Consider the following 14,729-nt stretch of genomic DNA (forward strand, 5'->3'; position numbering starts at 1 on the left):
CGCCGCCCGGAAGAGGACGACGGCAACGCGGACGGGGCCGGACGGCGAGAGCGCGTCCGGCCCCGTCGCTTGTGTGCGGCGGGCGCGTCCGGCCCCGTCGCCGTGCATGACGGGCGCGTCCGGCCCCGTCGCCCGTGCACGGCGGGCGCGTCCGGAGACTCCCGGCCTCGCTCAGCGTGTCAGTTCGGGCGCCGGACCCATGACGACGACGGGCTCCCTGCCCGGGTCGAGGGCGCGGATGAGTTCGCGCAGTGACTCGCGTTCGAGGGCGATGCAGGCCTGGGTGGGGCCGCCGTGGTCGACGTGGATCCACACTCCGCCGCCCTTCTCGGCGCCGAGCGGGCGTTCCTTGTCGAGCGGTGTCCGGCCGGGGACGCGGTTGTAGTCGATGGCGACCACGTGGTCGAAGGAGCCTTCGAGGGGTTCGCCGAGGAAGCCGGTGCCGCTGATGGCGAACTCGTCGTCCTGGTCGTACGGGAGGCGGGAGCCCGGGTCGGGCAGCCGGCCGCCCGCGTCACCGAGCCGGAAGACCCCGATGGGGGTGCGCAGGTCGCCGGCCGTGTGGTCGGTGGTCCAGCCCCGTAGCGCGTTGCGGGTGGGCCACGGCCCCGCCGACTCGGTCCAGTGGCCGCCGGGGCCCTTCTCGTAGAGGGTCGCGACGGAGTAGTTGTCGTCGGCGGTGGCGCCGGTGACGACGAGGGCCTGGGTGGTGCCGTCGGGGACGAAGGCCTGGGTGGCGGGGCCGACGCCGGGGAGCCTGGGCGCCGGTGCGGGCTCGGAGGCGATGGTGCTCACCGGCTCGCCCGGCCCGGCGGCCCCGTGTGCGGCGCCGGGCGGGGCGCCCGCGGGGCGGGAGTCCCCGGCGGTCGCGGCGGCGGCCTTCCCTGCGGGTGCGGCGGGGGCGGGGGGCGCGGTGTTCGCGCAGCCGCTGAGCAGCAGGGCCGCGCACAGCGTGCCGGCGCTCAGCAGCGCGGGGGCGCCCTTGTGGACGGGCATGGAAGGATCCTCCTGGCCGGGGGCAATGCGTGGATGCGTACCCGTTCGGCGGGCGGCGCTGCGGCGGTTCCTGTGCCCTCACCCGTACGGCCGCGTCCGGTGGTGTCACCGCGCCTCACCGCCGTTCCGCGCCCGAATCCGGTTGACCGGGCCGGACGGGTCACGCTTTCCTGCACGCATGAACGATCTTCGTATAGAGCCCGCCCGGAGCGAGGCCCGGCTCGCGGACTGGCGGGCCGTCCACAACACGATCATCCCGACGGCCGTGCTCTCCGCCGACGAGGTGCGCGAGCGCGCGGGCCGGAACCGGCTGGACGTCGCGTATCTCGGGGAGGTGGCGGTGGGTTGTTCGACGGTACGGCCGCCGGACGAGGAGACCCCGGCGGCGACCGTCATCGCGCGGACGCTGCCCGCGTTCCGGGGGCGGGGCGTCGGGACCGCGCTGTACGAGCGGGGGCTCGCGCACGCGCGGACGCTGAGCGACGAGGGCGTGGAGACGGTGGTGCTGGCCTCGAACGAGGACGGGCTGCGGTTCGCGCTGGCGCGCGGCTTCGTCGAGGTGGAGCGGTACGTCCTGCCGGGCGACACGGTGCCGTTCGTGACGCTGCGGCTGGCCTGACGCTCCCCCGCCTCCACCTCCGCCTTCACCCCCATCTGACGATTCGTCAGATCGTCGTGTCACGGGTCTGGGAACCTTCGGGGCCCGGCGCTACCCTCCGCGCATGATTCGGACGGTGGTGTGGGGTACCGGAAATGTCGGGCGCGCGGCGATCCGCGCCGTGGACGCCCATCCAGGGCTGGAACTCGCGGCCGTGCTGGTCTCCGATCCGGCGAAGGTCGGACGGGACGCGGGGCGGCTCGCGGGGCTCGGCCACGACCTCGGGGTCGTGGCCGTCGACGATGTGGGCGCGGTGCTCGACGGGCGGCCGGGGGCGGTGGTGTACGCGGCTTCCGGCGACACCAGGCCCGACGGGGCGCTCGACGACGTGGCGCGCGCGGTGCGGACGGGTGCGGTGGTGGTCACCCCCGCGCTGTATCCGCTGTACGACCAGCGGAACGCACCGCCCGAGTTCCGGGATCCGGTACTCGCGGCGGTCGCCGAGGGCGGTGGTTCGCTGTTCGTGTCGGGCGTGGACCCGGGCTGGGGCAACGACGTCCTGCCGCTGCTCGTGAGCGGGCTCGGCAGCACGGTGGACGTGATCCGCTGTCAGGAGATCTTCGACTACTCGACGTACGAGCAGGAGGAGTCTGTACGGGACCTGATCGGGATGGGCCGGCCGCTCGACTACGAACCGCCGATGCTGCTGCCGTCGGTGCCGACGATGGTGTGGGGCGGGCAGATACGCCTGATGGCCCGCGCGCTCGGCGCCGAGCTCGACGAGATCCGCGAGACGGTGGACCGGCGTCCGCTGGAGTCGACCGTGAAGACCCGGACGATGGGCGTCTTCGAGGCGGGCACGCAGGGCGCGATCCGCTTCGAGGTGCAGGGCGTCGTCGGCGGCGAGCCCCGCATCGTGATCGAGCACGTGACCCGTATCCATCCCTCGTGCGCGCCGGACTGGCCGGTGCCGCCGGACGGGGCGGGGGCGCACCGGGTGATCGTCGAGGGCAGCCCCCGGATCGAGGTGACGGTGGCGGCGACCGCCGAGGGCGAGAACCGCTCGGCGGGCGGGAACGCGACGGCGGTGGGCCGGCTGGTCGGGGCGATCGACTGGCTGGTGGCGGCGGAGCCGGGACTGTACGACGCGCTGGACGTGCCGTTGCGGCCGGCGGTCGGGAAGCTGGGAAGGAGACCACGGTGATCATCGACATTCCCGAGGGCCAGGAGCCGATCGGGTACGTGTGGGGCGACATGGTCCCGGAGATCGGGACGGCGGCGGCGAACTTCTCGCTGTCGGTGTACGCCCATACGACGCTGGGGCTGCGCGAGTTCGAGGCGGCGCGGCTGCGGATCGCGCAGATCAACGGCTGCGGCTTCTGTCTTGACTGGCGTACCGACCGGGACGGGGTGAAGGTCGAGGAGGGCTTCGACGAGGTCGTCGCGGCCTGGCGGGAGACGGAGGTCTCGGAGGGCTTCGACGAGCGGACGCGGCTCGCGGCCGAGTACGCGGAGCGGTACGCGCTGGACCATCACGGTCTGGACGAGGAGTTCTGGGAGCGGATGACGGCCCGGTACAGCCAGGCGGAGATCGTCGAGCTGACGATGAGTCTGGGCTCGTGGCTGGCGTTCGGGCGGCTCAACCGGGTGCTCGGGCTCGACGAGGTGTGCGTGCTGCCGACGCACTGAGCGCGTGGGGAAGGGCCGGCCGGGTGGATCCCGGCCGGCCCTTGCCGTTCGATGTGCTGGTGCCGCGCCTCGGGCTCAGAAGTCCTCGGCGACGATCCGTTCGATGTTGCGTTCGGCGAGGGCCGTGATGGTGACGAACGGGTTGACGCTGGCGTTGCCGGGGATCAGGGATCCGTCGATGACGTACAGCCCGGAGTAGCCGTGGAGGCGTCCGTGGTTGTCGGTCGCCTTGCCCAGGACCGCGCCGCCGAGCGGGTGGTAGGTGAGGTGGTCGCCCCAGATCTTGTACACACCGAAGAGGTCGGTGCGGTAGATCGTGCCCTCCTTGGAGTTGATCTTGTCGAAGATGGTCTTCGCGGCGTCGATGGAGGTCTGCTTCCAGGCCCTGTCCCAGCTCAGGTCGACCGTGCCGGTGGCCGGGTTCCAGGTGAACTCGGCCCGGTGGGGGGTCTTGGTGATGGAGAGGTAGAAGGAGGCGTAGGTCTCGATGCCGGTGGGCAGCGGGGCGACCTCGGCGAAGGCGCCGCCCGCGTCCCAGTTGTCGATGCCCGCGGTGGGCATGGCGGACTGGAGCTTGCCGGTCGGGTCCCACATGTGGTTGGCGCGGCCGCACATGACGTTGCCGTTGTCGCCCCAGCCCTTGCCGATCTCGTTGTTGAGGGCGGGGAGGGCTCCGGTGGCCTTGAGGCGGGTGAGGAGCTTGCTCGTGCCGATGCTTCCGGCGGCGAAGAAGACCTTGTCGGCGGTGACGGTCTTGCTCGCGAGGGTGGCGCCCGTGGTGTCGATCTGGTCGATGGCGACGGTGTAACCGCCGCCGGCCGCCGGGGTGACGGAGGTGACCTTGTGCAGGGCGGAGACGGTGACCCGGCCGGTGGCGGCGGCCTGGGCCAGGTAGGTCTTCTGGAGGGTCTTCTTTCCGGCGTTGTTGCCGTAGATGACCTCGCCGTCGAGGGCGGACTTCGGGACGGCCCCGGCGGCCTCCTGCTTCATGTAGTCCCAGTCGTAGACGTTCGGGACGAACACGAAGGGGAAGCCGGAGCGCTGGGCGTGCTTGCGGCCGACGCGGGCGTACTGGTAGCAGGCGGCGCTCTCCCACCAGGACTTGTCCACCTCGGTGACGCCGAGTCCCGCGTTGGCGCGCGGGTAGTAGGTCGCGTACATCTCGGCCGCGTCGACGGTGGGGAGGATGGCCGCGAAGTTCTCGCGGCGCGGGGTGACGGCCATGCCGCCGTTGACGAGGGAGCCGCCGCCGACGCCCCTGCCCTGGTAGACGGTGATGCCGGCGAAGTCCTCGGCGTCGAGGATGCCCGTGTGCCGCGGGACGTCCTTGTCGAGGGGGAAGCCGAGGAAGTTGCTCAGCGGCTGCTTGGTGCGGGTCCGCAGCCAGAAGGAGCGGTAGTCGGGCCGGGTGGTGTTGGCGAAGATCTTGCCGTCCGGCCCGGGGGTGTCCCAGGCCATGCCCATCTCGACCATGTGGACGGCGACGCCCGCGCGGGCGAGCCGGAGGGCGGCGACGGAGCCGCCGTATCCGGTGCCGATGACGAGGGCGGGCACGTGGGCGCCGGTGGGGATGGGGGTGTCGGTGAGGCGGGCTTCGGCGTGGGCCGGGGTGCCGTGGCCGACGAGGGCGGCAGCACCGAGAACAGAACCTGTTCCCGCGAGGAATCGACGACGGCTCACGCCGCCGATTCCCTTTCCGGGCAGGGGGTGTTCGCTCATGTGATGTTCCTCACTCAGGGGCGAATGGGAACATGTTCTACTGTCGGCCATCGGGGAAGTCACGAGAAACCGACGGGTAACTTCAGCTCGGGTACACCTCTCGAACGGATGCCGTCGGATACCGGGCAGGTGCACGGACTTCCGGCCGTCTTTCCGTCCAACTCCCGTATTCCCCCGCCGCATAGAGCGCACGAGCCTCGGCGAGGGCCGGACGATGGATGGCTGGAAGCCGCTCCAGGACCCAGTCGGCGGCGGCGTCCTTCGAGCGGATCTCGCCGGTTGCGCGGCGCGCGGTCACGAGCACGTCGATGTCGCCGCCCGGCCGCAGTCCGCCGAGCACGGCCTGGCGCTCCGGATACGTCGGGCGTGGGCCCGTCACGTACCCGGGGCCGAGGAGGCGGAGAGCTCAGGCCAGGGCTGGGCCCGGGGCGCCGGTGAGACGCTCGGGGGTGAGCAGCTCGGCGAGGCGTTCGGCGGGCAGCAGGCCCTTCTCCAGGGTGAGTTCGACGACTCCGCGCCCGGTGGCGAGCGCCTCCTGCGCGATGGCCGTGGCCGCGGTGTAGCCGAGGTGCGGGTTGAGCGCGGTGGCGAGGCCGATGGAGTTCTCGACGGCCGCTCGGAGCGCCTCGGTGTTGGCGGTGATGCCGCTGACGCAGCGGTCGGCGAGGGTCAGGCAGGCGGCGCGCAGGGAGAGGAGGCTCTTCGACAGGGCGTGGAAGATGACCGGCTCGAAGGCGTTGAGCTGGAGCTGCCCGGCCTCGGCGGCCATGGTGATGGTGATGTCGTTGCCGATCACCTCGAAGGCGACCTGGTTGACGACCTCGGGGATCACCGGGTTGACCTTGCCGGGCATGATGCTGGAACCGGCCTGGACCGGCGGCAGGTTGATCTCGTTGAGCCCGGCGCGCGGTCCCGAGGACAGCAGCCGCAGGTCGTTGCAGGTCTTGGAGAGCTTGACCGCGATGCGCTTGAGGACCCCGGAGAGCTGGACGAAGGCGCCGCAGTCCTGGGTGGCCTCGATGAGGTTGGCGGAGGTGACGAGCGGCAGGCCGGTCAGCTCGGCGAGGTTGCGGCGGGCGGTCTCGGCGTAGCCGGGGGCGGCGTTGAGGCCGGTGCCGATGGCGGTGGCCCCGAGGTTGATCTCGTGGATGAGTTCGACGGCCTCGGCGAGCCGGCTGCGGTCCTCCTCCAGCATCACGGCGTACGTGGAGAACTCCTGGCCCAGGGTCATGGGCACCGCGTCCTGGAGCTGGGTGCGGCCCATCTTGACGACGTCGCGGAACTCCAGGGCCTTGGCGGCGAAGGCGTCCTGGAGCACGGCCATGGCGAGGAGGAGCTCGCGGGCGGCGCTGATCGCAGCGATGCGGATGGCGGTCGGGTAGACGTCGTTGGTGGACTGGCCGAGGTTGACGTCCTCGTTGGGGTGGAGTCGGTCGTAGTCGCCCTTGGCGTGGCCGAGGAGCTCCAGGGCGCGGTTGGCGACGACCTCGTTGGCGTTCATGTTGGTGGAGGTGCCCGCGCCGCCCTGGACGACGTCCACGACGAACTGGTCGTGGAGCCGGCCCGTACGGATCTCCCGGCAGGCGCCGGCGATGGCGGCGGCCTTGTCGGCGGGCAGCAGCCCCAGTTCCTCGTTGGCGCGGGCGGCGGCCTCCTTGACGGCGGCGAGCGCGTCGATGAGGAGCGGGTAGACGGAGATGGGCGTGCCCGTGACGGTGAAGTTCTCGGTGGCGCGCAGGGTGTGGACACCCCAGTAGGCGTCGGCGGGAACGTCCCGGTCGCCGAGCAGATCGTGCTCGCGACGGACGGGAACGGGGTGCGGGGCCGGTGCGGGAACCATGGGGTCCTTGGGGTGCGTGGCGCGCCAGGGGGCGCCGGGGTTGCGGTGGGGTGATGCCCTTGGGGGCCGGGCCGAGAGGACGGCCGCCCGCGTGCGAGGTGGCCCGGCCGACGCCATGGCCGTTCGACGACGGGGCGGGCCCTCGGAAAGGTTGGCTCCGGCTCGCGGGCGGGCGGGGGGGTGCGCCGCCCGCGAGCCGGGGTTCTGGGGGGCGCCTGGTCAGGCGCGGGCGGCGACGGCCGAGGCCGAGCGGGAGCCGCCGGTGGCGAGGGCCGGTTCCGCGCGGACGGGCCCGTCGAGGAGGCGCCGCAGCAGGGCGGTGCTGCGGACGGGGTCGCCCGCGCCGTTGCCGCCCTCGGCGAGGAGCGTCGCGAGGACCGCGATCCGTGCCTGCGCGGCGCGGAGCGTGCCGGTGAGCAGAGCTCCGGCGGCGACGAGGTCGACGGCCCCGCCGCCGGTGTAGATCTCGGCGAGCGGTCCGGCGGGGACACGGGTGGTGACGGCGACGAGGACGCCCTGGGCGACCGAGTCGGCCACGGCGGCTGCGATCTCGGGGGTGGCGTTGCCCGCGCCGGTGGCGACGAGGACGATGCCCCGGGCACCGGCGGCGACGGCCGCGTTCAGGAGGAAGGGGTCGCCGTCGGAGTGGTGCGTGACGATGGCGACGCGGGGCAGCGGCACGGCGTCGGGAGCGTCGGGGTCCGCCTTGTCCGCGGCGTCGGGCAGCGGCAGCGGCGTCGGGCGCTCCGGCTGCCGCTCGATGTCGACGCGGGAGAAGCCGACGCGGCCCAGGCGCTCGGCCGAGGGGTCGGAGAAGGCGTCGGCGGCGAGCGTCTGGGTCTTGACGGTGCCGCGGGCGGCGTGGACGCGTCCGTCGAAGACGACGAGGACACCGAGGTCGCTGACGGAGGAGGCGACCTGGAGCGCGTCGTACAGGTTGCCGGGGCCGTCCCCGTCGCCGGTGCCGAAGGGGCGCTGGGCGCCGGTGAGGACGACCGGGCGGGCGTCGGTGTGGTGGAGGTCCAGGAAGAAGGCGGTCTCTTCGAGGGTGTCGGTGCCGTGGGTGATCACGATGCCGTCGACGCCGGGGTCGGCGAGGGTCTCGTGGACGGTCCGGAGCAGGGCGAGCTGGTGCGCCGCGGTCACGCGGGAGCTGTTGACGTTGAAGAGGTCGACGACCTCGACGGTGACGCCCTCGGGAAGCGGGGCGGTGGCCAGCACGTCGTCGCCGGAGGCGTCGGCGGCGTATCCGGTGCCCTGCCAGCGGCTGGCGATCGTGCCGCCCGTGCTGATGACGACGATCCGGCGCGTTCCCCCGTCGTTCGTCCGCTTCATGCCTGCCGTCCTTACTCCGTACCGAAATCGCCCTGCGTCGCAACGATAGGACAGAAGGCGCGCAAGGCGATTGCGAAATCAGCCGCTGGATCGTTTCGCCGTGGTAGATAATTGCGCCATGGACCGAATCGATCTCCACATCTTGCGCGAGCTTCAGAACGACGGCCGACTGAGCAACCAGGAGCTGGCCCAGCGGGTGGGGCTCAGCCCCTCGCCCTGTCTGCGCCGGGTCCGTCAGCTGGAGCAGGACGGGGTGATCCAGGGATACCGGGCGATCATCGATCCGGGGGCGGTGGGGCGTGGCTTCGAGGTGCTCGTGTCGGTGGAGGTGCGGCGGGACCGGGAGACGGTGGAGGCCTTCGAGGAGGCGCTCCAGGACGTGCCGGACGTGATCGAGGCGTACCGGCTGTTCGGGAGTCCCGGCTGTCTGCTGCGGATCGCGGTCGCCGATCTCGCGGCGTACGAGCGGCTGTGGATCGAGCGGCTGACGACCCTCACCGGGGTCACCGAGGTGAACTCGCAGATCATCATGAAGCGCATCAAGGAGCCGAAGGGGATGCCAGTCGACGTCCGGGGCAACTGAGGACACCCCGGGTCGCCCGGATCCGACCGGGCCGAGCCCCGCGGCGAGCCCTGGCGGAACCTCTCGTTTCAGCCATATGCGAACTCGTCATGGAACAGCCTTCTTCTCGTTACATGACAGGTACCTGCCGTGTGCCACTCTCCCGATGACACGAAGTCAACACGCGTAGACAGCGGCACCGTTGAGCCGACGCCCGCCGTCCCGCGCGTACCGTCCCCGGGAAAGGGCCCCCCATGTCCGTTGTGCGGATCGGCAGATGGAAGGTGTGGGCGGCGGCCGTCGCCGCCACCCTCGTCGGCGTCACGCTCCCCACGGTCGCCGCTACCCCCGCCGGCGCCACCACCACCACGTACGACAGCACGTACTACAAGAACGCGATCGGCAAGACCGGCACGAGCCTCAAGTCCTCGCTGCACACCATCATCAGCAGCCAGAGCAAGATCTCGTACGACGCGGTCTGGAACGCGCTGAAGGTCACCGACCAGGACCCCGGCAACACCAACAACGTCATCCTGCTCTACAGCGGGACCTCGCGGAGCAAGAGCCTCAACGGCGGCGACGTCGGCGACTGGAACCGTGAGCACACCTGGGCCCAGTCCCACGGCAACTTCGGCACCTCCGCCGGGCCCGGCACCGATCTGCACCACCTGCGCGCGGCGGACGTCCAGGTCAACAGCATCCGCGGCAACAAGGACTTCGACAACGGCGGCAGCGCGGTCAGCGGCGCCCCCGGCAGCTACACGGACAGCGACTCGTTCGAGCCGCGCGACGCCGACAAGGGCGACGTGGCCCGGATGATCCTCTACATGGCCGTCCGCTACGAGGGCGACGACGCCTGGGCCGACCTGGAGCCCAACGAGTCGACCACCAACGGCAGCGTCCGCTTCCACGGCCGCCTCTCGGTCCTGAAGCAGTGGAACGAGCAGGACCCGCCGAGCGCCTTCGAGGAGCGTCGGAACGACGTCATCCACACCACCTACCAGGGCAACCGGAACCCGTTCATCGACCACCCGGAGTGGGTCGAGGCGATCTGGTAGGCCGAGCGCCACAGCGGTGAACGGAGCCGGGCCGGGGTCGTCGTACCCGGTCCGGCTTCCGCGCGTCCCGGGCGGGGTCATCGTGCGCCGTGCACGGAAAGGGCTCTACGCCTGACCGCCGAGGCCACCTTCAAACGTCAAATGGCGAATGTTCTCACGCTCTTGGCGCGAAGGCAGGAAGCACCCCAGAGCCGTTACCCATCCGTTATAAACGGTGATTTTGTCCCGCATTCGGCACCTTTGCCATGTGACCCGGCGCACATTTCCACCCCCGGAGGCCACCGCCGCATCTATCACGGTCGGGCGTCCACAACAACCCCTCCGGACCAGGAAGTTCCGAGATCCACTCGGTAGCTTCGGCGCCCATGACCCCGTTGACCACTGGCCTGACGACCACGACTCCCCGCACCACTCCCCCGACGCTCGCGGACGGCGCCGAGCTCTGGCGGATCGCACGCGGCTCGGGCGAGCTCGACCTCAACTCGCCGTACAGCTATCTGCTCTGGTGCCGCGACTTCGCCGGCACGACCACGGTCGCCCGTGACACCTCCGGACGCCCGATCGGCTTCGTCACCGGCTACCTGCGCCCCGACGAGCCGGAGACCCTCTTCGTCTGGCAGATCGCCGTCGGGGGTTCGCACCGCGGAAGCGGGGTAGCCGGGACCCTGCTCGACGCCCTGTCCGCGCAGGTCGCGGCCGAGCACGGGATCAGCAGGATCGAGGCGACCGTCACCCCGGGGAACCTCGCCTCCGACCGGCTGTTCCGGTCGTTCGCACGCCGGCACGACGCGGAGGTGACGCAGGAGGTCCTGTTCCCGGCCGCCGCGTTCCCCGCGGCGGGACACGAGTCCGAGGTGCTGTACCGCATCGGTCCCCTCGGGCCGCCGGTCTCCTGAGCCGTCGACCGCGCACGCCCCACCCCCGAACAACACCCTGGAGAAGAGCTTCGTGACCCTGACCGACATCGCCACGCCCTCCGTCTTCGAGACCGTCGAATCGGAGGTCCGCAGCTACTGCCGCGCCTGGCCCGTCGTCTTCGAACGCGCCAGTGGCAGCAGGCTGTACGACGAGCAGGGGCGTCCGTACCTCGACTTCTTCGCCGGCGCCGGCTCGCTGAACTACGGCCACAACAACCCCGTGCTCAAGCGGGCCCTCCTCGAATACCTCGGCAACGACGGCATCACCCACGGCCTCGACATGTCGACCACCGCCAAACGCGACTTCCTGGAGGCCTTCCACACCACGGTCCTGGAACCCCGGGCCCTGCCCTACAAGGTGATGTTCCCGGGCCCCACCGGTACCAACGCCGTGGAGGCCGCGCTGAAGCTCGCCCGCAAGGTCACCGGGCGCCAGACCGTCGTCTCCTTCACCAACGCGTTCCACGGCATGTCGCTCGGCTCGCTCGCCGTCACGGGGAACGCCGCCAAGCGCGCCGGAGCCGGCGTCCCGCTGCCCCACGCCATCCGCATGCCCTTCGACGACTACCTCGACGGGCAGCTCCCCGACTTCCTCTGGTTCGAGCGGCTCCTCAACGACGCCGGCTCCGGCCTCGACCACCCGGCGGCCGTGATCGTCGAGACCGTCCAGGGCGAGGGCGGCATCAACGTCGCACGGGCCGAGTGGCTGCGCGCGCTCGCCGAGCTCTGCCGCCGGCACGAGATGCTCCTCATCGTCGACGACATCCAGATGGGCTGCGGCCGCACCGGCGACTTCTTCTCCTTCGAGGAGGCGGGCATCACGCCCGACATCGTCACCCTGTCCAAGTCCATCAGCGGCTACGGCCTGCCCATGGCCCTCTGCCTGTTCCGGCCGGAGCTCGACGTCTGGCAGCCCGGCGAGCACAACGGGACCTTCCGCGGCAACAACCCCGCCTTCGTCACGGCCACGGCCGCCCTCGACGCCTACTGGCGCGACGGCACCCTGCGCGCGCGCACCCTGAGCCGGGCGGACCGGGTGGAGCGCGCCCTCCTCGACCTGTGCGGGGGCGACGGACGCACCGGCGTGTCCGTCCGCGGCCGCGGACTGGTGTGGGGCCTGGAGTTCGCCGACGGGGAGCGCGCGGAGGCCGTGTGCCGGCGCGCCTTCGAGACCGGCCTCCTGGTCGAGACCTCGGGCCCGATCGGCGAGGTGGTCAAGCTGCTCCCGCCGCTGACCGCGACGGACGACGAACTCGACGAGGGCCTCGGGATCCTGGCCCGCGCCGTGCGCCACACCGCCTGACCCGGCGCCCGACCCCACGTTCCGACGGCCGGCCGACCAGCCGGCCCAATGACCCGAAAGGCAGTTGTACCCCATGATCGTCCGTACCTTCGACGAGCTGGAGAACACCGAGCGGCACGTGAGGGCCGCCTCCGGCACCTGGGAGAGCAAGCGCATCGTCCTGGCCCGTGAGCGGGTCGGCTTCTCCCTCCACGAGACGGTGCTGTACGCCGGCACCGAGACCGCCATGTGGTACGCGAACCACGTCGAGGCCGTCGTCTGCACGGCCGGCGAGGCCGAGCTCACCGACCACGAGACGGGCCGCACGTACACGATCGTGCCCGGAACGATGTATCTGCTCGACGGGCACGAGCGCCACACCCTCAAGGTCAAGGCCGACTTCCGCTGCCTGTGCGTCTTCAACCCGCCCGTGACCGGGCGCGAGGACCACGACGAGAACGGCGTCTACCCGCTGCTGACGGAACCCGCGCCCGCGTCCGACGACGTCTGAGCCCGGATCCCGGCAGACGCCCCCACGCGAGACGACGACATCCCCACGCGAAAGGAAGCACGCTCCCCCATGCCCTCCGCACCCACCCGCCCCGTCGACCTCTACCCCACCCGTGGCCCCAAGGAGGAACTGATCGGCCGCAAGGACCCTGTCGTGTGGTCCGGCCCCGGCACGGCAGGCCCCTTCTGGGACCGTGAACTGGAGGAGTACGACCGCGACGGCTTCGTCACGGTGGACGAGATCGTCACCCCGGACGAGGTCGACGTGCTCCGGGCGGAGCTGGACCGGCTCGTCTCCGACCCGGCCGTTCGCGCGGACGAGCGGGCGGTCGTCGAGCCCCGTTCCCAGGAGATACGTTCCGTCTTCGAGGTGCACCGGATGAGCGAGGTCTTCGGCCGGCTGGCCGAGGATCCGCGGATCGTCGGGCGCGCCCGCCAGATCCTCGGCTCCGACGTCTACGTCCACCAGTCGCGGGTCAACGTCAAGCCCGGCTTCGGGGCCAGCGGCTTCTACTGGCACTCGGACTTCGAGACCTGGCACGCGGAGGACGGCCTGCCGAGGATGCGGACCGTGTCGGTGTCGATCGCGCTCACGCCGAACCACACCACCAACGGCAGCCTGATGATCATGCCGGGTTCGCACCGCACGTTCCTCGGCTGTGCCGGTGCCACTCCGAAGGACAACTACAAGAGGTCGCTCCAGATGCAGGACGCGGGTACGCCGTCCCCCGAGGCGCTGACCACGTTCGCCGAGGCCTGCGGCATCCGTCACTTCACGGGTCCGGCCGGGTCCGCCACCTGGTTCGACTGCAACGCCCTGCACGGATCGGGCGACAACATCACCCCGTACCCCCGGAGCAATGTGTTCCTCGTCTTCAACAGCGTCGAGAACCAGCCGGAGGCGCCCTTCGCCGCCCCGGTCCGGCGGCCCTCCTTCATCGCCGCGCCCTCATCCGATCACGCGTGACCGGCGGGACGGCGCCGACCCTGCCGGGGAGGCGCCGGCGCACCCCGACCGCGAGTTCACGGCGGTCGGGGTGCGCGAACCGCGCCGGGCGCTGAGCGTGCCGACGAGCTCCTGCACGCGCGCGGAGTCGACGGACCGGGCGTTCCCGTCACTCGGTCCGTCGACTCCGCCGACGCGCGGCCCGTGCCGGGCCGCGCGTTCCTCTCTGCCCTCAGCCCTCTCCACCGTCGTCGACCATGCCGTCCCGCAAGCGGTCCAGGCTTCGGGTGAGCAGCCGTGAGACCTGCATCTGGGAGACGCCGATCCGCTCGCCGATCTCCGTCTGGGTGAGCTCCTCCACGAAGCGGAGGTGCAGCAGCAGCCGGTCGCGCGGGGCAAGTGCCTCCACGAGCGGGGCGAGGGTGTGGAACTCCTCGAAGAGGGCGAGCGCCGGATCCTCCTGGCCGATGAGATCGGCCAGGGCCGCGTCCTCCTCCTCGCTGTCGCCGCCGGCGAGCCTGGCGTCCAGGGACGTGGAGTGGTAGCCGTTGGCGGCGACCTGGGCCTCGACCACCTCGTCCTCGGACAGGTCCATGACCGGCGCCAGTTCGGAGAGGCGCGGGGCCCTGCCGAGCCGTGAGCTCAGCTCGTCGGTCGCCTTGGCCAGCTCCACCCGTGCCTCCTGGAGGCGGCGCGGCACGTGCACGGCCCAGGTGGTGTCGCGGAAGAACCGCTTGATCTCGCCCACGATGTACGGCACGGCGAAGGTGGCGAACTCCACCTCGCGCGACAGGTCGAAGCGGTCGATCGCCTTGATCAGGCCGACCATGCCGACCTGGAGGATGTCCTCCCGCTCGTCGCCGCGCGACCGGAACCGCCCCGCCGCGTACACCACCAGTGACATGTTCATCTCGATGAGGGTGTTCCTGACGTACTGGTGCCCCGCGGTGCCCTCCTCCCGCGCCGCCAGTTCACGGAGGAACACCTTCGACAGGGCTCGCGCGTCCCGGGGTGGAATCGCGTGCGGCACCTCGGGAAAGGGCAGTTCCTCCCCCACGTGGTTCGTCGCGTACGCCTTCGTCGCCTCGGCCGGGTCGGTCCGCACAGGAACAACCTCCTCTGGCTCGCGGTCCGTTCAGCGGTCCCGGTTCGCGTACCCCCACTTCCCGGACGCACACTTCGTCCGCTCCTGGCCGATTCCGCCCGGAAGGAACGCATCACGACGGTTCGAACGGGCAGACGAACCCCATCACCTGCTGAGGAACCGGCCAGAAACA

Annotated in this window: 15 protein-coding genes; 9 read left to right on the forward strand and 6 right to left on the reverse strand. The window is 71.4% G+C overall.

All coding sequences use genetic code 11. The features are described 5' to 3' along the window. Window positions 1–171 precede the first annotated feature (171 nt). Window positions 172–996, reverse strand: a complete 825-nt coding sequence (locus tag ACIP8Z_RS01700) for a L,D-transpeptidase family protein (RefSeq protein WP_402077397.1) — start codon at window positions 994–996, stop codon at window positions 172–174. Between the two features lie 178 nt (window positions 997–1,174). On the opposite strand from ACIP8Z_RS01700, the gene ACIP8Z_RS01705 reads away from it, so the two are divergent. The 3 genes from ACIP8Z_RS01705 (at window position 1,175) to ACIP8Z_RS01715 (ending at window position 3,283) form a co-directional block, all read left to right on the forward strand. Then, window positions 1,175–1,615, forward strand: coding sequence for a GNAT family N-acetyltransferase (locus ACIP8Z_RS01705; RefSeq protein ID WP_402077399.1), 441 nt, complete (start codon window positions 1,175–1,177; stop codon window positions 1,613–1,615). Window positions 1,616–1,718: 103 nt separating this feature from the next. After that, the gene (locus ACIP8Z_RS01710; protein ID WP_073902519.1) at window positions 1,719–2,798 is read left to right on the forward strand and encodes a dihydrodipicolinate reductase; all 1,080 of its coding nucleotides are present in this window, start codon (window positions 1,719–1,721) and stop codon (window positions 2,796–2,798) included. Then, window positions 2,795–3,283: a carboxymuconolactone decarboxylase family protein gene (locus ACIP8Z_RS01715; RefSeq protein WP_073902518.1), complete on the forward strand. Its 489-nt coding sequence runs from the start codon at window positions 2,795–2,797 to the stop codon at window positions 3,281–3,283. Before ACIP8Z_RS01710 ends, ACIP8Z_RS01715 begins: the two co-directional genes overlap by 4 nt. A gap of 75 nt (window positions 3,284–3,358) precedes the next feature. Here the strand turns inward: ACIP8Z_RS01715 and ACIP8Z_RS01720 are convergent, their stop codons facing one another. From ACIP8Z_RS01720 to ACIP8Z_RS01735, 4 genes are all read right to left on the reverse strand, one after another. Further along, window positions 3,359–5,002 carry a GMC oxidoreductase gene (locus ACIP8Z_RS01720; protein ID WP_402077402.1) on the reverse strand — a complete coding sequence of 548 codons (1,644 nt, stop codon included), beginning with the start codon at window positions 5,000–5,002 and terminating at the stop codon, window positions 3,359–3,361. A gap of 82 nt (window positions 5,003–5,084) precedes the next feature. After that, complete coding sequence (locus ACIP8Z_RS01725) at window positions 5,085–5,342, reverse strand: aminoglycoside adenylyltransferase domain-containing protein (protein WP_402077403.1); 258 nt, start codon at window positions 5,340–5,342, stop codon at window positions 5,085–5,087. A 66-nt stretch (window positions 5,343–5,408) separates the two neighbouring features. After that, window positions 5,409–6,842 carry an aspartate ammonia-lyase gene (gene aspA / locus ACIP8Z_RS01730; RefSeq protein ID WP_402077406.1) on the reverse strand — a complete coding sequence of 478 codons (1,434 nt, stop codon included), beginning with the start codon at window positions 6,840–6,842 and terminating at the stop codon, window positions 5,409–5,411. Window positions 6,843–7,061: 219 nt separating this feature from the next. After that, entirely contained in the window at window positions 7,062–8,177 is a 1,116-nt protein-coding gene (locus ACIP8Z_RS01735; protein ID WP_402077409.1) for an asparaginase, read from the reverse strand. Between the two features lie 118 nt (window positions 8,178–8,295). On the opposite strand from ACIP8Z_RS01735, the gene ACIP8Z_RS01740 reads away from it, so the two are divergent. The 6 genes from ACIP8Z_RS01740 (at window position 8,296) to thpD (ending at window position 13,473) form a co-directional block, all read left to right on the forward strand. After that, window positions 8,296–8,760 (forward strand): Lrp/AsnC family transcriptional regulator, encoded by a 465-nt coding sequence (locus ACIP8Z_RS01740; protein ID WP_402077411.1) that lies wholly within the window; start codon window positions 8,296–8,298, stop codon window positions 8,758–8,760. Between the two features lie 233 nt (window positions 8,761–8,993). After that, window positions 8,994–9,797, forward strand: a complete 804-nt coding sequence (locus tag ACIP8Z_RS01745; protein WP_402077413.1) for an endonuclease I family protein — start codon at window positions 8,994–8,996, stop codon at window positions 9,795–9,797. A gap of 365 nt (window positions 9,798–10,162) precedes the next feature. Continuing rightward, the gene (ectA, locus tag ACIP8Z_RS01750; protein WP_402077415.1) at window positions 10,163–10,693 is read left to right on the forward strand and encodes a diaminobutyrate acetyltransferase; all 531 of its coding nucleotides are present in this window, start codon (window positions 10,163–10,165) and stop codon (window positions 10,691–10,693) included. A gap of 52 nt (window positions 10,694–10,745) precedes the next feature. After that, entirely contained in the window at window positions 10,746–12,017 is a 1,272-nt protein-coding gene (gene ectB / locus ACIP8Z_RS01755) for a diaminobutyrate--2-oxoglutarate transaminase (RefSeq protein WP_402077418.1), read from the forward strand. A gap of 73 nt (window positions 12,018–12,090) precedes the next feature. Then, window positions 12,091–12,507, forward strand: coding sequence for an ectoine synthase (locus ACIP8Z_RS01760; protein WP_319312397.1), 417 nt, complete (start codon window positions 12,091–12,093; stop codon window positions 12,505–12,507). A gap of 69 nt (window positions 12,508–12,576) precedes the next feature. Then, entirely contained in the window at window positions 12,577–13,473 is an 897-nt protein-coding gene (thpD, locus tag ACIP8Z_RS01765; RefSeq protein ID WP_402077420.1) for an ectoine hydroxylase, read from the forward strand. 211 nt (window positions 13,474–13,684) lie between these two features. On the opposite strand, the gene ACIP8Z_RS01770 is transcribed toward thpD, so the two are convergent. Next, window positions 13,685–14,557, reverse strand: a complete 873-nt coding sequence (locus tag ACIP8Z_RS01770) for an RNA polymerase sigma factor SigF (RefSeq protein WP_402077422.1) — start codon at window positions 14,555–14,557, stop codon at window positions 13,685–13,687. Between the last annotated feature and the right edge of the window lie 172 nt (window positions 14,558–14,729).

Source organism: Streptomyces sp. NPDC088553 (genome assembly GCF_044752965.1).
Classification (GTDB): domain Bacteria; phylum Actinomycetota; class Actinomycetes; order Streptomycetales; family Streptomycetaceae; genus Streptomyces.